The following is a 17,483-nucleotide window of genomic DNA, read 5'->3' on the forward strand; positions in this document are numbered from 1 at the left end:
GAGCCAAAGGTGGCCCGTGGTTGATATAGTTCGGGGTGCAGCGAAATTGCAGTTCAGGGGAGCGATGATTATGGGATCGGAGATGTTTGGTCGGCGGGAGTTTCTGCGGGCGGTGGGCTCGGCGGGATTAATGGCTGGGGTTCCGGCGTTGGCGGAGATGAACGCGCTGGATCCGGCGCGAGTGGTTCACGAGGTGATTGCACCCGGCGAGATCGTAGACGAGAGGCCGAAACACTCGATCAAATTTGCCGTATGCGGAATGAGCCACGACCATATCTACGGGATGGCGGGGGCGATTCAGCGTGGCGGCGGCGTGCTGGTGGCCGCCTATGGAGCGGAGCCGGACAAGGTTGCGAACTTCAAGAAGAAGTTTCCCGATGTGAAGATGGTGGCATCGGAGGACGAAATTCTCAATGACCCTTCGATCCAGCTGGTGATGAGCTCAACGATTCCCGATCAAAGAGCTCCGCTGGGCATACGGGTGATGAAGAAGGGCAAAGATTATCTGAGCGATAAGCCCGGGGCGACTTCTCTGGAACAGATCGATGAGATTCGCAAGACGATTGCGGCGACGAAACGTATTTATGGGATTCTTTACAGCGAACGCTTCGAGGTGAAGGCCGCAGTGAAGGCAGGCGAGCTGGTGAAGGCCGGAGCGATCGGGCGCGTGATTCAGACGATCAACATCGCGCCGCACCAGATCGTGCAGCGTGGCGCGGACCCCTATGCGGGAGGATCAGGAGGAAGGCCGGAGTGGTTCTGGGATCCGGCTCGCTACGGCGGCATTCTGACGGATATCGGGTCGCACCAGGTGGATCAGTTCCTGTTCTACACCGGCTCCACGCAGGCGGAGGTTGTGGCCTCGCAGGTTGCGAACGTGAATCATCCTCAGAAGCCGAAGTTCCAGGACTTTGGCGACATGATGCTGCGAGGCGACCGAGGATTCGGGTATGTGCGGCTGGACTGGTTTACTCCGGACGGCCTGGGGACGTGGGGCGATGGACGGCTGTTTATTTTAGGAACGAACGGATATATCGAGGTCAGGAAGTACGTTGATGTAGCACGCGGAAAGCAAGGGAACAACCTGTTCATCGTCGATAAAGATCAGGCACGGTACATGGACTGCAATAACATGTCGCTTCCCTTCGGACCGCAGTTCGTCTCTGACATCGTCAATCGGACGCATACGGCGCAGGATCAGACGCAGTGTCTTCTGGCAGCGGAGTTGGTGGTACGGGCACAGATGAAGGCGCAACATGCGACCTTGAAGAGCTGAAGGACCTCCATCCTGAGGTAGAATTCTGCTCGACAAAGGAGCTGGGCTAATGGCGGATCTAACACGACGAAGATTTCTGAAGGCTGCAGCCGGAACAGCGGCTGTAGCCGGCTTTCCCACCATCGTACCGGCGACTGTCTTTGGACAGATGGCGCCCAGCGAACGAATCAACGTGGGCGCCATCGGCGTAGGCAGAATCTCGCGTGGGCACGATCTGCCGGCGATCTTCAAGTACGATGGCGCGCGAGTGATCGCGGTATGTGATCTGGATACGACCCGCGCAGAACTGGGCAAGCAGTTTGTGAGCGAGTCGTATACGAAAAAGCTGGGTCAGCCGTACAACTCCGTGAAGACATACCACGACTATCACGAGCTTCTTGCGAATAAAGAGATCGACGCGGTTGTGATTTCGACACCGGACCACCAGCACGCAATTGTTGCTGCGGCAGCGGTGAGAGCGGGCAAGGATGTCTATCTGCAAAAGCCAGCGTCGCTGACGATTGCGGAAGGCCGCTATCTGAGCAATGCCGTGCAGGCCTCAGGAAGGATTCTGCAGATTGGAAGCCAACAAAGATCGTGGAAGCAGTTTCACAGGGCGTGTGAGCTGGTGCGGAATGGGCGCATCGGTGAGGTGAAGCATGTCGAAGTGGGACTTCCGGGCGATCCCGCAGGAGGCAATGCGACGCCGATGCCGGTACCGAAGGGCTTCCACTATGACGCGTGGCTGGGATCGACCCCGGAGGCGGCATATACCGTGGATCGGGTCATGCCACAGACGGGATTCGACCGGCCAGGATGGCTGCGCATGGAGCAGTTTGGCGCGGGGATGATCACGGGCTGGGGCGCTCACCACGTGGATACGGCCCACTGGGGAATGAATACGGAGTACACGGGGCCGGTAGAGATCTGGGGGACGGCGGAGTTTCCCAAGAGTGGACTATGGGATGTGCATGGGAAGTTCCTGACGCATGCGAGATATGCGAACGGAATGACGATGGACATCTCCGGAGACTTTCCGAACGGCATTAAATGGTATGGGACGAAGGGATGGATCTTCGTCACGCGCGATGAGATGACGACGCCGACGGCCGGCTCCGGGCAAGTGACGAAGATCGAGCCGCTGATGGCGAGCGATCCCAAGGTTCTGGACTCGGTGATTGGGCCGGACGAGATTCATCTGTACACGGCGAGCGAGCAACATGCGAACTGGCTGGATTGCATCAAGACGAGGAAGCAGCCGACGGCTCCGGTGGAGATTGGGCACAGGGCCTGCTCGACCTGCCTGCTGCACCATATCGCGATGAAGACAGACAGGCACCTGCACTGGGATCCGGAGCGGGAACAGTTCAAAGGGGACGATGCGGCGAATGCGATGCTGTCGCGGCCTCAGCGCTCTCCTTATACGTTCGAGAAAAGTAGCTGGGTTTAGGGATTTATTTGGCGTTGCGATCTGTCTTAGTAATGCCACGCTCGTCGGCTTCAGCTCGCACCGCCTCGTAGCGGTGGGCGAGAACGTCGAGCTCGGCATCTGAAAGATGCTCGATGTCTATCATCTCGTTTCTTGCCGATTTGATGGATTCGATCAGCTCGTTCAATTTGAGGTTGATGGCGCGAGCATCGCGGTTCTGGGTGTTCTGGATGAGGAAGACCATCAGGAACGTAACGATGGTCGTTCCCGTGTTGATGACGAGCTGCCAGGTATCCGAGTAGTGATAGATCGGCCCACTGATTCCCCAGACGATGATGATGCCGATGGCTGCCGCGAAGGCCCATCGGGAGCCAAGGTAAGTGCTGCAAGTGTTTGCGAATTGCCCGAAATGATCTTTATGGGGCTGTCCTGCGGGTGCGTTGTCCTGGCTCGACACGATGTCTTTCACTCCGTGAGATGAGATGCTGACGGCGAACGCAGCTTTGCCTGTTCTGCGATGAGTGGCGATGGAATCAGCTTGTCCAGAGCTTTGGCAACGCTCCGTCTTTTCCCGAGACAGGATCGGATGCGGGAAAGCGGACACGGCGCATACGCTCGAGGACTTCAGGAGTTGCGGCGGAACGGCAGATGTCCCAGTGTTCGTTGGGCGGATACGCACCTACGACCAGGAAATCGTCAGAGGCGGAGATACGGCAGTGTCCTGTGCCGGCGGGGAGGACGGCTACATCGCCGGCGTGTACGGTGACGGTGGTTCCCTGCTCACCGCCGAGCATGATTTCCGCGGTTCCTGCTGCGAAGCCGAGTACCTCGTGGGCGGTTGAATGATAGTGATGGAAGTCGAAGACACGTTACGCCATTGTGGGGGCCAACCGTTCTCTGTGAACAGGCGCTCTATGACGTCGGCAAGACCGGGTGTGACCGGGAGCGACTTGCGATAGAGAAGCACGGGAAGCGAGTTGTTTGGCATCCAGCCATTGGGCTTGAGGTGAAGCTGCTCGGGTGCGGAAGCCAGAGGAGATCCGGCTCTCCCTGCGATACCGGCGGCGACCATTCCAGCGGCGAAGGTACGGCGATCCATAGGCTCTTTCATCTCCTGTTAGACGGCGCGATTGTCCAGAATGGCGAGGAACTTTTTCGGAGCGATGCGACGCCAGGCGTCGAGGATGTGGAGGCTTAACTCCTCATCGCTGATTTCGCCAAGCTCGATGCCGATCCAGCCCCGCACTCCAACGTACGGAGGCTTGAAGTATTTTCTGGGAGAGGTGCGAATGAACGTTTGTTGGGCTCCGGGCGGCGCGGGAATCCAGACGGCGACGTGACCGTCGTGGTGATGGTTGTTGGCAAACATCGTGAAGACTTTTTTGTCGACGAAGAATGTCGGCTCGCCATGGGAGAGCTTTTCGGATGTGGCGGGAAGCAATGCGCAGATTTTGCGTACGCGACTGAGATGTTCGCTGTGATTGGCCAGGGCCTGCGATGACATGAGACACCTCCGGGCGTGACCAGTGTAGGCGTTTTTTATCGCATCTGAAACTCTGGGCTGCCCATGACGAGCGCTGTGAGGAGGTTCAGAGTTTCGGTGGGAGGCGATGAGGTGGTGACAAGCTTTACCGCCTGCTGGTGGACGAGATCGTTGGTCTGGGTAGAGACTTCCCCACCGACAAGGGAGGCTTCGATCAGGTGAAGCGCGAGATTCTGACCGGTAAGGGTGGGGGAGGACGCAGTGGAAGCTTGCGCGAGAGCCGTTTCCTTATAGACTGCCTGCTTTGGTTGCGCGGCAGCGGCTGTGGAAGCGATAGACGACTGTCCCATCAGGCCGAGGGCGAGAACATGCTCGGAGTCGAATTTCTGGTTTGCGAACTTATTGCTGGTAAGGGCGTAGGCGAAGTTGAGGCGATCCACCAGGGCGGAGGAGTTCATCCAGCGATCGGCGGTGATGTAGTACCCGGTAGGCGGAAGAGCGTAATAAGGCGGCATGCCCATGGTTTTGAGGGTCTGGACAAGAGCCCCGGGATTGACGGGATCGGTGGCCGTGGTACGAAATGCCGAGGCGACAAACTCGATGGGAGTCTTGACCTTGTTGTGGAAGTATCGCCTGGAGTTGAACTCCGGCGATTCAACCAGGGTGCGGAGAATTGCCTTGATGTCGCCATCGGTTGAGAGCCAGGTGTTCGCCATGCGATCGACCAGGGCAGGCGGTGGTTCGTCGGCGACAAAGCGCTGAGCTAATTTGTAGCTGATAAAGTGCGCGGTCTTAGGGCTGGCCGCAAGGATCGTGAGGGCCTGGATGCCTTCGCTCATCCCCGGATTTGCGTCAGGCTGCACCGATGCTGTAGAGGAGTCGATGGTGTGACCGAACCATTGTTTCGGACCGGGTTGATGGCGTCGGGGCTCAAAGACGAAGGGACCAGCCTGATGGGGACGATCGACGGTCCACCCGGTGAGGATTGCAGAGAGCGCGGTTACGTCGGCCTGGGTATAGCCTCCATTCACGCCGACGGTATGAAGCTCCATCAGCTCGCGGCCGTAGTTTTCGTTGAGGCCGCGATTGCCTTTTTTGGCCTTGGGGCGGGCAGGATTGACGCCGTTGGCGATGGAGTCGGGACCGATGGACTCCCAGTTATCGAGGTAGACCATCATGGCAGGTGAGGTTGCCGTTGCCAGAAGAAGATCGCGGAATTTTCCCAGCGCGTTTTTGCGGATTACGTCGCGCTCGTAGCTGGTGGTATACCACTGGTCGGAGTTTTTACCGATGAAGACGTTGAAGTGATTGAACCAGAAGTCGGTCATCACCTCCTGAAGCTGACGCTCAGAGAGGATGGCGCGAAGGAGCTTGGCCTGGGAGAGCTCACTAGCGAGCTGGTAGGAAGAGTTGACATTCGCGGCCATGGCGTTGAAGAGCTCGCGTTCGCGTGGGGTGAATTGGGAGAGGAGGAGGCCGCGCTGCTCTCCGGAGACGTATGTGGTGAAGGCGATGCGGTCCGCAGTGGGCAGCTTGATCAGCGTAGACATCCGCTGATTGCGAGGCAAGGCGAAGAGCTCTCCTGCGACTCGAGAAGCGGTGGCCCGATCACGGTCACGCTGCGCCGCAAGCTCGGAGTCTTCGGGGGATGAGCCTTCAGGCTTGCCTTCAGCTTGAACCGCCTTCCCCATTTGGCGCTGGTTGAGTTTTACGAGCTGAATTTCGTAGACAGCGGCAAGGCCGGGGTCCGTAGGAGGCTGAACCTTCTCGTTTGCGACGGCCTGAATGGTGCCACGATCCGGGAAGGCGGTGAGGGCCTGCTCCGGGGTCATGGTAAGGGTCGGGTAATCTGCGAGACGTTTATTGAGGGCATCATCACTGATGCTGTCGGGATTCAGCTGCTGTTCGAACCACTTGTCGGGTCCCATCGCGAGAACACGGTCTAAATCTCCTGGACGCGGCCCGAAGGTGAAGCGATTGAGAATCTGCGCGGCGCGCTCACGTTGATCGAGCGGAACAAGAGCAGGGGCTTTTGTGGGCGGCGGAGTTTTGGGTTTTGTCGATCTTGCGTGGGAAGGAGTTCGCTTTGGCGCTGGTTTGACAGAGGGGCTCTCCTGCGCCTGGAGCGTAGAGGCAGCAACGACGAGGAGTGCAGCAAGGATGGCGCGCATAAAGCCTCCCCAAGTTAGACAGGCTTCTGAGATCTAAGTTGTGGTTGGGATGCTGGATTTCGCGCTTATAAGCCTGATTGTCAGGGATTTGCGTTGCATCGCCGGCGGAAGACTGAAAGCATGGCGGGATGGCGGTCGTGATCCATCTGGCGCTCGTGTTTGTCAGTTTCCTGGTTTTGCTAATTCTGGCGGTATGGGGAATCCGGGCGCTCTGGCGGATGATTCGCGGCACGAAATCCAGATAGGCTGCTTCAGCTTTTTGTAGTCTGAAATGCGGCCCGGGGTTTACTGAAACGCTTGCTGGCGGTGTAGGCGAGGCGTGCCAGCAGAAGGATGGTAAGTATCGCGGTGACTTTCCATGGGGTGCGGACACCGGTTTTGACGAGCCACCAATAGTGGATGACGCCCGCTACTCCAGCGATGTAGACCAGGCGGTGCAGACGTTGCCAGTTTTTGCCTCCCATGGAGCGCATGATGAAGGCTGGTGAGGTTACGGCGAGCGCCAGCAGAATAACCCAGGCGAAAAAGCCAACCTGGATGAAGCGCCGTTTGAGGACATCGTCCCATATGGTAGGCCACACCATCTTCCACTGGTCGATCGCGATGCCGGGGTGACCGTCACGGATGCCGGCAAGCACTGTTGGAAGATCGTAGCCGGAGAAGAGAAAGATGTAGGTCGCCAGATGCAGGGACGCGTAGAAGAAAGCGTACAGGCCGATCAAGCGGCGAAAGCGGATAAGCCAGGAGATGCGAGGGGAGAGCCTGCGCAGAGGCGTAATTGCGAGCGAGGCGAGAAGCATCCAGAGCGCCCAGTCGCCGGTGAAGTGCGTGATGTAGGCGACAGGATCGGGATCGAGCGCGAGGGCGCCTGAGGTATAGAAGCGAATGAGCCAGAAAAACGGCGCGAAGCACAGCAGATGCGCGACAGCTTTAAGGATAAGAATGGTGCGTTTTGACATTGTGAAGATTGGCTGCGCGATCAGTAATAGCGCTTCAGGTTCATTCCATTGTAGAGGCTTGCCACCTGGTCGGCGTATCCGTTGAACATCTGTGTGGGAATGGTGCGCGGGAAAGCGGAGCTGTCGATGCGGCGCTCGTGCGCCTGACTCCAACGAGGATGACTCACCTCGGGGTTGACGTTGGAGTAAAAACCGTATTCCTGCGAGTTGATCTCGTTCCAGGTAGTGTGCGGCTGCTTGTCGGTGAAATGGAAGCGGACGATGGATTTGGCATTTTTGAAGCCATACTTCCATGGCATAACGACGCGAATCGGAGCACCGTTCTGGTTGGGAAGGACCTGCCCATAGCAACCGAAGGTCAGAAGAGCGAGTGGATTCATGGCTTCGTCCAAGCGGAGCCCCTCACTGTAAGGCCAGTCATAGCCACCGGGAAGATCAGGCATCTGCTTTTTGTCGACGAGCGTGACAAACTGCACAAACTTGGCGCTGGGAAGAGGCTCGCAATAGTTAATAAACTCTGAAAGAGAGTAGCCGTCCCAGGGAATGACCATGGACCATGCCTCGACACAGCGATGACGGTAAACACGTGACTCCAATGGCCTGTACTTGAGAATGTTGTCGATGTCGAGCGTCTGCGGCTTTTTGACCATACCGGTCACCTGGACGGTCCAGGGGCGGGTTTTGAGGGTATGGGCGTTTCGGGCAGGGTCGCTCTTATCGGTTCCAAACTCGTAGAAATTGTTGTAGTGGGAGGCCTTGGCGAGGGGAGTCTGATTCTCGGTGGTGTTGTATTTACCGGGGGTAGCTGGGAGCGCCTGCGCGTGAACGGTAGAGGATGGAAGAAAGAGGCCGGGGATGTGGCCGGCAGCTAGAGCTCCTGCGGTAAGTGTCGCCGCTCCACCGATAAGGAAGCGGCGTTGCCGCTGGTAGCGCTCAAAGGCACCCTGTGGAGTGATCTCAGAGGAGCGAATGGTGGAGTCAAGACCTTCGGAGCCGCGGACCAACATGATATTTCCCTTCCGGGGTGGGCTTCGGCACACAAAGAACACCCTTAACCATTAGATCGAGTATGAATGCTAAAGGTAACGCAGCGCATGGATTTTAGCCTCTAACCGGACACGAAGTTGCATAGAGACATGAAGATGGAGCAAACTGTGTGCCATGATGACCGGTGCCCGAGAAAAGGATCTGATCAGCGCAGCCGATATGCTGCTGGATGCCCGTAGAACTTGCAAACCAATTGCCGACCTGCCGAAAGAACTGCGCCCAACGACACTCGAGGAAGCTTACTTCATCCAGGATAGGATGTCGTGGGCTTATGAGCGAATCGGCGGATGGAAGATTGGCGCACCGACACCGGATGCCACTCCCTCTTTTGCCCCGATGCCCGCGGACTGGATGACGAGCAGCGGATGCGGACTGAGAGGCATCGCTCACAGGTATCGAGGGGTAGAGGCGGAGATTGCCTTCAAATTGGGCTCGGATCTGCCCCAGAGAGAGACGTCGTACACGCGCGAGGAGGTCGTCGCCGCGATTGCGAGTATGCACCCAGCTATCGAGGTTCTCGAAACCGCACTCCTCAATCCCGATGAAGCGACGAAGCTAACGTCTGTAGCCGACATGTCGATGCACGGCGGATTCGTCTATGGCGACCCTGTACCTGATTGGCAAAACATCGACTTTGCAAAGGAATCAGTATCGCTCTCAATTGATGGCGCACTGCGAGTGGAACGAACCGGGTCCAACACGTCCGGCGACCTGATGCGCTTGTTGCCCTGGCTGGCCAACGAGGGAGCGAGCCGGACGGAAGGGCTGAAAAAAGGAGACTGGATCACAACCGGGAGTTGGACCGGAAATACTCTGGCCGCTGCCGGAGCGTCTGTGGAGACACGGTTTGCGCGCGCAGGTCAGGTCGTCCTTCGTTTTGCCTGAAGGGCGGCCATTCGCGGCTCCACTCGCTGATTTGTGCTGACGACGAATCGAGGTTGCTGCGTTGCAAACACCGTATAGCGGGGATGGTTTAGATACTCCCCATATTTGTGGTGGTTCGTCACAGAAGCCCAAAATGTTGTATGAAATTTGGCATCTTTGAGGGTATCGTTGGGAATCTGATGAAAACAGGCGGGTTTCGCCTGAACTCTCCGGAGATTGGGCTGCGATCTTCGTCAAAAACGTGAGGTTATGAAATGGCACGTCCGTATTGGTCTGGGCAGATACAGATTTCCCTGGTGTCTTTCGGTGTGAAGCTGTTTGTGGCGACTGAGGCAAAGAGCGAGATTCGCTTCCATCAGATAAGCCGAGCCACCGGTGAGCGAGTGCGCCACCAGAAGGTTGCCGCGAGCGCGCTCGAGGACAATCCTGGCGAAGCTGCCACAGCGCTGGAAAAGAACGACATCGTGAAGGGATATGAGTATCGCAAGGGCGAGTATGTGACGATCGAGCCCAAGGAGCTGGAGGAGTTGCGCGTCCCCTCCAAACACTCGATCGAGGTATCGCAGTTTGTAGACATTGACGAACTGGAGCCCGAGTACATGGAGAAGCCGTACTTCATCGTCCCGGAAGACGATGTGCAGGCTGAGGCGTTCGCCGTGGTGCGCGCTGCTCTGAAGAAGACGAAGAAGGCAGCGCTTGGAAAGATTGCATTCGGAGGACGGGAACATGTCTTCGCTGTCACCGCCGACGAGGACGACAAGCTGGGCGGGATGATGGGCTACACGATGCGGTATCAGGAAGAGCTTCGCGACCCCGCTGAGTATTTCAAGGACATCAAGAAGGTCGCGGTCAACGAAGATTCTCTCGAATTGGCGATGGAGCTGATCAAGCGCAAGGCGGCGAAGTTCGACCCCAGCAAGTTCAAGGATCAGTACGAGGCCGCAGTGCGGGAGCTGGTTGAGGCCAAGGTCCAGCACGCGCCCATTCCGAAGGATGAAGTGGAGGCACCACGGCGCGGCCAGGTCATCAATCTTATGGATGCCCTTCGCAAGAGCGTGAGCAGTGGCGCCGCAGCTGCGGAGAGCTCTGCAAGCAAGAAGAAGCCATCGACTTCGGTGAAGTCAGCTGCATCGAAGGAAAAGAAGGGTATTTCGTTAGTGAAATCGGCAAAGGCTTCGAGTAAGCGACGGTCGGCGTAGAGAGTGCCTGCCTGAGCGAAGGGGACTTCGGCGGATACTAACGCAGGAGCGACGATGGCGGGTTCCAAAAAGGCAGCTTTGAAGAAGCCGGCGAAGGCGGCAAAGAAAAAAGAGGAAAAGAAGACTCCGACAACAGAAGCTGGCGATGTGGCTGCGAACGCGATTGACGAACAGCTCGCGCGCTACCGGTCAATGCGCGACTTCAACATCACCGAAGAACCGAGCGGCAAACACACAAGCACACGTACTGCGAGCGGACTTCTCTTCTGCGTGCAGAAGCATGCGGCCTCACACCTTCACTACGATTTCAGACTTGGGTGGAATGGAGTCTTGAAGAGCTGGGCGGTTGCCAAGGGGCCAAGCTACTTTACCGGCGACAAGCGCCTGGCTGTGCAGGTAGAAGACCACCCGATGGAGTACGGAGGCTTTGAGGGAATCATTCCATCGGGACAGTACGGGGGCGGCACGGTGATGCTGTGGGACCAGGGAGTATGGGAACCGCAGGCAGGATACACCGATGTCGATGCCGGCCTGCGTGATGGAAGCCTGAAGCTTATCCTGCATGGGACAAAACTCAAGGGTAAGTGGGCGCTGATCCGGATGGGCGGCAAATGGGCGAAGGAGAAGAAGCCTAACTGGCTGCTGATCAAAGAGCATGACGAGTTCGAGCGGAAGCAGGATGAGACTTCGGTTACGGAGTCGGAACCAGACAGCGTAGTCACGAAGCGATCGATCGAAGAGATCGCAAAGAACGAAGACCATGTGTGGAACTCGAAGGACACACGCTCGGGCAGCCAGGCGTGGTTTCGCCAAGAGACTCGTGAGAAAACGAGTGAGCCTGCGAAGCCAAAGCCTACATCGCTCGACCTTAGAAAGCAGCTGAAGGGGCTTCCTGAAGAGCAGCAGCCTGGCTTTCTTCCGCCACAGCTTGCGTTGATGGGCGAGACACCACCTTCGGGCGCCGGGTGGCTGCACGAACTCAAGCTCGATGGCTATCGGATGCAGGCGAGGAAGGACGGAAAGAAGGTACAGATCCTGACGCGGACAGGACTCGATTGGACCCACCGGGTACGAGCGTTAGCCGATGAGATTGCGAAGCTTCCCATCGACAAGGTGACGCTGGATGGTGAGGTGGTGGTGGTCGCACCGAATGGAACAACGAACTTCGCCGATCTGCAAGCCTCGATGCAGGAAGGCGCGAAACATGCATTGACTTATTTTGCATTCGACCTGCTGCATGTGGAGGGAAAGAATCCCCGTGACCTTCCACTTCAAAAACGGAAGGACCTTTTGAGCGATGTACTTCAGGGAGCGGATGGAGATCGTCTGCGGATAAGCGAACATATCGAATCCGGGGGTGCAGAACTTCTGCGCGAAGCCTGCAAGCTGAAGGCTGAGGGAATTGTCTCGAAGCGAGCCTCGGGGAAATACATCTCCGGACGCAGCGGGGATTGGCTGAAGATGAAGTGCCTGCACGAACAGGAGTTTGTCGTCGGCGGGTATACGCTTCCAGCCAACAAGATCCATGGAGTGGGGGCACTTCTATTGGGCTACTATCGCGATGGCACATTGATCTATGCTGGCCGGACCGGGACGGGATTCACGCAGAAGACGCATCGACTCGTGCGCGACAGGCTCGAGGAACTTGCACAGCAGGTGAGTCCTTTTGAAAAGGTTCCCGGTGACGCAGGAAAAGGTGCGCGATGGGTGAAGCCAGATATGGTAGCCCAGGTGCGCTTTGCCACATGGACAGCAGACGATCTGGTGCGCCAAGCAGCGTTTCTTGGACTGCGTGAAGATAAAGCGGCCAAAGAGGTCGTGCGTGAGGAAGAGGAGATCTCCATTGGTCCGAGGCGATCGCGTTCAAAAGCGACAACTCGTCGCAGCGATGAAGTTGAATCGACTGCATTCAAGGGTTCAAATGCAGGCAAGGAGAGTCGTGAGACAGGCGAACATGCCCCCGTTCGCCTGACCCATCCGCAGAAGGTGCTGGATGAGACGTCGGGCATGACAAAGCAGATGCTCGCGGGTTATTACTGGGCCGTGGCGGAATGGATGCTGCCTCATATCGTGGACCGGCCTGTGAGTCTGGTTCGATGCCCTGAGGGCGCGGGAAAGCCATGCTTCTTCCAAAAGCATGTGAACTCGATGTTGCCCAAGGGGATTGGCAGCGTGGATATCGCCGACAAGCGTGGAAAGGTGGAGCCGTACATTACTCTTGGCACCGCTGAGGCGCTTGCGGCCCTGGCTCAGCTGGGAGTACTCGAGGTGCATCCATGGGGGTCCCGTAATGAGGAGCTTGAGAAGCCCGATCGGCTGGTCTTCGATCTCGACCCTGATGAAGAGCTGCAGTGGACCGAGGTTGCCGATGCGGCGATGGAGGTTCGCGATGGGTTGAAGAAACTCGGCCTCGAAAGCTTCGTGAAGTCCACAGGAGGAAAAGGACTTCACATCGTCGCTCCCATCGAGGCAGAACATGCGTGGCCCGAGATCAAAGGGTTTGCACAACAATTTGTAGTTGCGATGGAACGAATCGCACCGCACCGATATCTGACAAAGATGACGAAGGCAGCGCGCAAGGGGAAGATTTATCTGGATTACCTGCGAAACGAGCGCGGTGCTACTTCCGTCGCGGCCTACTCCCCTCGAGCTCGAGCGGGGGCTGCGGTTTCGATGCCGCTAAGCTGGGCGGAGTTGAAGAAGATGACCGAGCGGCCTTCGTTCCAAGTGGCTGACTTTGCAGAATGGAAGCAGCGGTTGAAGAAGGATCCATGGAAGGATATGGATACTGTCAGGCAGCGGCTCAAATTGTAACCTTATCAGTAAACGTCGGAGCGATAGGTGGACTAAGTCTCATAACAAGGCATTTTGCCGCACCTCCCGCCTTGAGAAATTCATCGAGCGCAAGCGGGATAACGTTGAACCCGGCCGATTCCAACCGCTCTGTCAGTTCCCTGCTGATCTCATTGAGCAGAACGGTGCGATCAACATTGACGGCATTGCAGGCGAAGCGGACGGCATCCGTCTCCGAGACTACGATCCGTTTATGAGAGGGATAGAATGCCTCGATTCTGGCCACGGAGGCGGCGTCGAAGGCGCCCGGATAGTACATCACATGTCCCTCCTTCAATGGCGCGAAACAAGTGTCGAGATGATAAAAACGCGGATCGATGAGGCGAAGGGATACGACCTCCACATTCCACGCCTGCGCAAGACAGGAATGACTCTCCTTCGTACTGCGCATTCCGTACCCTGCCCAGAGGCGTGAACCATCTGAAGAAAACAATGCGTCGCCCTCGCCTTCGAAAGGGATGTCTCGCGACAGACGTACGACCGTATAACCGGATCTGCGGAACCAATCCTCGAAGTACTGTTCCTCTGCCTGCCGTTCGGGATGGTAAAAGCTGCTGAGGACGACAGTGCCATTGTGCTCAAGCCCTGCATTCGCCGTAAAAACCATATCCGGCAAGCCGGGTTGCGGATCGACCAGTGTGATATCTGCAAGCTCGGAGAGTGCATCGTTAAGACGCTTCCATTGGGCAGCAGCGCGCCCCTGAGAGGTAGCGTGGAGATTGCCTGCCATCCACGGATTGATGATGTAGTTGACGCTGTAGAACTGCGGTCTGCACATCAGATAAGTCGGGCGCGACGAGCTCAAGGGTGGGATGAGGTGAGCTACATCCAAGGCTTGCGTACTCATACTGTTTTCTCCAGCATGAGCATGGCGCACGCGGAAACCCGCGTCAACACTAATGATTATGCATATTTAGGATGAATAATCATGCAGAGATTTTTAAGCCCCCATGCAAAAGGCCCGCCAGTGATGGCAGGCCTTTTGCATAGTTCGACTCTTGACTATTGACCGATCGTAACCTGTTGCTGTTCCAGCGCAGTTGCATCGTCATCGCAACCTTCAGGACGCGACTTGGGTCTTGAGCTGAAACGGATGAGAATACTCTTCACAACGACGTACAGAACCGGAATGAAGAACAAGTTCAGGACCGTGGAGAGCACCATTCCACCAACGATGGCTGTACCAACCGAGTGACGGCCAAGAGCACCGGCGCCGGACGCAAAGTACAGCGGTAGCACACCGAGAATAAAGGCGATCGACGTCATCAGGATGGGGCGAAGTCGAAGTTCGGCGGCGACGACGGCCGCCTCGATGACTCCCTTTCCATGTTCGATCTGCTGCTCCGCGAACTCCACAATAAGAATGGAGTTTTTAGCGGACAGACCAATCAGCATGACGAGACCGATCTGGACATAGACGTCGTCTACCAGTCCACGCGCTGAGACCAGGGCAAGCGCGCCGAGAACGGCCATTGGAACAGCGAGCAGAATGATGAATGGCAGAACCCAGCTCTCGTACTGAGCGGAGAGTGTGAGATACACGACCAGCAGGCCGAGGCCGAAGATGACGACGGCCTTTCCACTGGATTCAACCTCTTCAAGAGCGAGGCCGGTCCAGGAGTACATCATGCCCTGAATCTTGTTCTTCTCGAAGAGTTCCTGCATCTTCTCCAGGCCCTGCCCTGAACTGAGTCCGGGCGCGGCGGCCCCATCGATCTCGGCGGAGCGGAAGATGTTGTAGTGATAGATCACCTGCGGGCCGGAGGTCTCGGTGATGCTGACGAGATTGTCCAGAGGAATCATCTGGCCGCCGTCGGAACGAACATAGAACTCACGCAGATCCTTCGAGTTGCGACGGAAGCTCTGATCAGCCTGGACGTAGACACGATAAGAGCGATTGTTGAAGTCGAAGTCATTGACGTAGCTCGAGCCCATGTAGGTACCAAGCGCGGAGGTAATCTGTGCCAGGGGGACACCGATGGCTTTTGCCTTTTCGCGATTGATGGTGACGAAGAGCTGAGGATCGTTCGACGTGTAAGGCGTGTAGAGGCCGACGAGCCCGGACTTCGGATCGCGGCTCTGGGCGACCATCGTATGGGCAATGCGGTCGATATCGCCGAAGGAATTCCTGCCCTGATCCTGCAGCATGAACTGGAAGCCGCCTACAGAACCGATACCTTGAATGGCTGGGGGCTCGAAGGCGGCCACGATCCCGCCAGGAACCTGGAACAGCTTCGGAGCAATTTCGGCTACGATGTCGTGTGCGGAGTGGCCCGGTCCTTTTTTCTTGCGCTCATCGATCGGTTTGAGAGGAGCGAAGATGATGCCCGAATTCGGGGAGCTACCGCCTGTGAGCGAGAAGCCCATCACCGAAAAGGTGCCAAAGACATCGTCATTCTGTCGAATGATTGCCGCCGCACGATCTGCAACCTCAGTCGTATACGCGAGAGAGGCGCCTGGAGGTGTCTGCACGATGTTGATGAAGTAGTTCTGATCTTCGGAGGGAACAAAGGCTGTCGGCACATGATTGTACATATATGCGGTGGCGCCGAGGCCAACCACAAAGAGCAGCATCATGATCACGCGCAGCTTGACCACGTGGGTCACAAGGTAGGCATATCCGGAGATAACCTTCTGCAGACCTTTCTCAAAGAGACCAAGCAGGCCGCCATGCTTGGTCTCAGGCCGAAGCAGGATTGCAGCCAGCGCAGGCGAGAGCGTCAACGCATTGAAGGCAGAGATGGCGATAGAGAACGCGATTGTGAGCGAGAACTGCTTGTACAGAATTCCTGTTGTTCCGGGAAAGAAGCTGACCGGAATAAACACCGAGATGAGAACAAGTGAAGTTGCGATAACGGCGCTGGTCACCTCGGCCATGGCGTCCGAGGTAGCGCGATGACTGTCGCAGTGCTGTTCGTGGATATGACGCTGTACGTTCTCAATAACGACGATGGCATCGTCAACGACCAGACCCGTCGCCAGCGTAATCCCGAAGAGCGTGAGGGAGTTGATCGAGAAGCCGAAGATCTTAATAAAGGCGAAGGTTCCTACCAGCGAAACCGGGATGGTCGCTGCCGGAATGATCGTCGCTCGCCAGTCCTGGAGGAAGAAGAAGATGACGACGATAACGATGATGATCGCTTCCAGGATGGTGTGGACGACCTCGGTGACCGAATCGCCTACGACAGTCGTGGTATCGAAGGCAATGACGTACTCAAGACCAGGCGGGAAGGATTTGGCGAGCTCCGTAAGAACCGCTTTGCACTGCTTATCTACCTGAAGCGCGTTCGCGTTGGAGAGTTGCTGGACGCCTACACCGATCGCGTCGCCTCCTGAAAATTTCAGGCTGGTATCGTAATTTTCCGCCCCGACTTCGGCATGGCCGACATCTCGAAGCAACACCAACCCACCATTGTTGGGTGAGTTTTTCAGGATGATGTTTTCAAACTGTTGCGGATCGGAGAGACGGCCGACGACTCGCACAGCCATCTGATACTCCTGCGTGTTACTCGAAGGAGGACGTCCAAGCTGACCTGCGGCCACTTCCACGTTCTGCTCGGAGAGCGCATTCGTTACGTCGAGAGCAGTAAGGCCGCGAGCAGCCAGGCGGGCCGGATCGAGCCAAACGCGCATCGCATACTTGCGCTCGCCAAAAATAATGACGTCGCCGACGCCCGGAACACGTTTGAGAGCATCCTTGACGTAAACGTCGAGGTAATTGGAGATAAACTCCTGCGAATATTTGCCATCGCGTGCGGCGAAGCCCGCCGCGAAGACGAAGTTACTGTTCGCCTTGGTGATGGTGATACCGGTCGCATTGACAGTAGCGGGCAGACGGCCTTGCGCGGAAGCCACACGATTCTGTACGTCAACAGCAGCGATGGACAGGTTATATCCCGTCTGGAAGGTAATCGTGATTGACGAGGTTCCATCGTTCGAGCTGGTCGAGCTCATATAACGCATGCCCTCGACACCGTTGATCGCGGTCTCGAGCGGTATCGTAACGGCAGACTCTACAATCTGCGAGTTAGCACCGATGTAGTTGCTGGTAACGACGACCTGAGGCGGTGCCAGCTGAGGATAAAGTGAAATCGGCAACGTGGGGATGACGACAGCGCCGGCAAGAACAATAAGCAGGGCGCAGACCGTAGCAAAGATCGGGCGTCGAATGAAAAAATCTACCAAGATGAACCTCTTACCGG

General features: G+C 56.9%; 14 protein-coding genes. 5 read left to right on the top strand and 9 right to left on the bottom strand.

The genetic code is table 11. The annotated features are described in order from the left end of the window. Positions 1–70: 70 nt before the first annotated feature. Together AC5S26_RS25040 and AC5S26_RS25045 are read left to right on the top strand one after the other, a co-directional pair. Positions 71–1,276, top strand: a complete 1,206-nt coding sequence (locus tag AC5S26_RS25040) for a Gfo/Idh/MocA family protein (protein WP_494187688.1) — start codon at positions 71–73, stop codon at positions 1,274–1,276. Positions 1,277–1,325: 49 nt separating this feature from the next. After that, positions 1,326–2,705, top strand: coding sequence for a Gfo/Idh/MocA family protein (locus tag AC5S26_RS25045; RefSeq protein WP_494187689.1), 1,380 nt, complete (start codon positions 1,326–1,328; stop codon positions 2,703–2,705). Between the two features lie 4 nt (positions 2,706–2,709). On the opposite strand, the gene AC5S26_RS25050 is transcribed toward AC5S26_RS25045, so the two are convergent. The 7 genes from AC5S26_RS25050 to msrP all read right to left on the bottom strand — a co-directional run bounded on the left by AC5S26_RS25050 (position 2,710) and on the right by msrP (position 8,304). Beyond that, positions 2,710–3,141: a low affinity iron permease family protein gene (locus AC5S26_RS25050; RefSeq protein ID WP_494187690.1), complete on the bottom strand. Its 432-nt coding sequence runs from the start codon at positions 3,139–3,141 to the stop codon at positions 2,710–2,712. A 76-nt stretch (positions 3,142–3,217) separates the two neighbouring features. Next, positions 3,218–3,478: a hypothetical protein gene (locus AC5S26_RS25055; RefSeq protein ID WP_494187691.1), complete on the bottom strand. Its 261-nt coding sequence runs from the start codon at positions 3,476–3,478 to the stop codon at positions 3,218–3,220. Further along, a complete protein-coding gene (locus tag AC5S26_RS25060; protein WP_494187692.1) occupies positions 3,427–3,783 on the bottom strand; it encodes a hypothetical protein in 357 nt (118 codons plus the stop codon). Before AC5S26_RS25060 ends, AC5S26_RS25055 begins: the two co-directional genes overlap by 52 nt. Positions 3,784–3,801: 18 nt before the next feature. Continuing rightward, positions 3,802–4,188: an MmcQ/YjbR family DNA-binding protein gene (locus tag AC5S26_RS25065; protein WP_494187693.1), complete on the bottom strand. Its 387-nt coding sequence runs from the start codon at positions 4,186–4,188 to the stop codon at positions 3,802–3,804. Between the two features lie 35 nt (positions 4,189–4,223). Continuing rightward, complete coding sequence (locus AC5S26_RS25070; protein ID WP_494187694.1) at positions 4,224–6,338, bottom strand: DUF1800 domain-containing protein; 2,115 nt, start codon at positions 6,336–6,338, stop codon at positions 4,224–4,226. Between the two features lie 251 nt (positions 6,339–6,589). Next, entirely contained in the window at positions 6,590–7,297 is a 708-nt protein-coding gene (locus AC5S26_RS25075; protein WP_494187695.1) for a protein-methionine-sulfoxide reductase heme-binding subunit MsrQ, read from the bottom strand. A 20-nt stretch (positions 7,298–7,317) separates the two neighbouring features. Continuing rightward, positions 7,318–8,304, bottom strand: coding sequence for a protein-methionine-sulfoxide reductase catalytic subunit MsrP (gene msrP, locus AC5S26_RS25080; RefSeq protein WP_494187696.1), 987 nt, complete (start codon positions 8,302–8,304; stop codon positions 7,318–7,320). Positions 8,305–8,458: 154 nt separating this feature from the next. On the opposite strand from msrP, the gene AC5S26_RS25085 reads away from it, so the two are divergent. The 3 genes from AC5S26_RS25085 to ligD all read left to right on the top strand — a co-directional run bounded on the left by AC5S26_RS25085 (position 8,459) and on the right by ligD (position 13,242). Further along, a complete protein-coding gene (locus AC5S26_RS25085) occupies positions 8,459–9,229 on the top strand; it encodes a 2-keto-4-pentenoate hydratase (protein WP_494187697.1) in 771 nt (256 codons plus the stop codon). A 254-nt stretch (positions 9,230–9,483) separates the two neighbouring features. After that, positions 9,484–10,428 carry a non-homologous end joining protein Ku gene (ku, locus tag AC5S26_RS25090; RefSeq protein ID WP_494187698.1) on the top strand — a complete coding sequence of 315 codons (945 nt, stop codon included), beginning with the start codon at positions 9,484–9,486 and terminating at the stop codon, positions 10,426–10,428. A 54-nt stretch (positions 10,429–10,482) separates the two neighbouring features. Further along, positions 10,483–13,242 carry a DNA ligase D gene (ligD, locus tag AC5S26_RS25095; RefSeq protein ID WP_494187699.1) on the top strand — a complete coding sequence of 920 codons (2,760 nt, stop codon included), beginning with the start codon at positions 10,483–10,485 and terminating at the stop codon, positions 13,240–13,242. On the opposite strand, the gene AC5S26_RS25100 is transcribed toward ligD, so the two are convergent. Beyond that, a complete protein-coding gene (locus tag AC5S26_RS25100; protein WP_494187700.1) occupies positions 13,232–14,128 on the bottom strand; it encodes a dimethylarginine dimethylaminohydrolase family protein in 897 nt (298 codons plus the stop codon). The genes ligD and AC5S26_RS25100 overlap by 11 nt on opposite strands. A gap of 155 nt (positions 14,129–14,283) precedes the next feature. Further along, positions 14,284–17,466 carry an efflux RND transporter permease subunit gene (locus AC5S26_RS25105; protein WP_494187701.1) on the bottom strand — a complete coding sequence of 1,061 codons (3,183 nt, stop codon included), beginning with the start codon at positions 17,464–17,466 and terminating at the stop codon, positions 14,284–14,286. Positions 17,467–17,483: the final 17 nt, after the last annotated feature.

The sequence above is a fragment of the Edaphobacter sp. FHG110511_03 genome (genome assembly GCF_059115365.1).

Coding starts and splice junctions, on each gene's coding strand:
- AC5S26_RS25040 (WP_494187688.1), top strand. CDS start 71: ATGGGATCGGAGATGTTTGGTCGGCGGGAGTTTCTGCGGGCGGTGGGC.
- AC5S26_RS25045 (WP_494187689.1), top strand. CDS start 1,326: ATGGCGGATCTAACACGACGAAGATTTCTGAAGGCTGCAGCCGGAACA.
- AC5S26_RS25055 (WP_494187691.1), bottom strand. CDS start 3,478: ATGCTCGGCGGTGAGCAGGGAACCACCGTCACCGTACACGCCGGCGAT.
- AC5S26_RS25060 (WP_494187692.1), bottom strand. CDS start 3,783: ATGGATCGCCGTACCTTCGCCGCTGGAATGGTCGCCGCCGGTATCGCA.
- AC5S26_RS25065 (WP_494187693.1), bottom strand. CDS start 4,188: ATGTCATCGCAGGCCCTGGCCAATCACAGCGAACATCTCAGTCGCGTA.
- AC5S26_RS25070 (WP_494187694.1), bottom strand. CDS start 6,338: ATGCGCGCCATCCTTGCTGCACTCCTCGTCGTTGCTGCCTCTACGCTC.
- AC5S26_RS25075 (WP_494187695.1), bottom strand. CDS start 7,297: ATGTCAAAACGCACCATTCTTATCCTTAAAGCTGTCGCGCATCTGCTG.
- msrP (WP_494187696.1), bottom strand. CDS start 8,304: ATGTTGGTCCGCGGCTCCGAAGGTCTTGACTCCACCATTCGCTCCTCT.
- AC5S26_RS25085 (WP_494187697.1), top strand. CDS start 8,459: ATGATGACCGGTGCCCGAGAAAAGGATCTGATCAGCGCAGCCGATATG.
- ku (WP_494187698.1), top strand. CDS start 9,484: ATGGCACGTCCGTATTGGTCTGGGCAGATACAGATTTCCCTGGTGTCT.
- ligD (WP_494187699.1), top strand. CDS start 10,483: ATGGCGGGTTCCAAAAAGGCAGCTTTGAAGAAGCCGGCGAAGGCGGCA.
- AC5S26_RS25100 (WP_494187700.1), bottom strand. CDS start 14,128: ATGAGTACGCAAGCCTTGGATGTAGCTCACCTCATCCCACCCTTGAGC.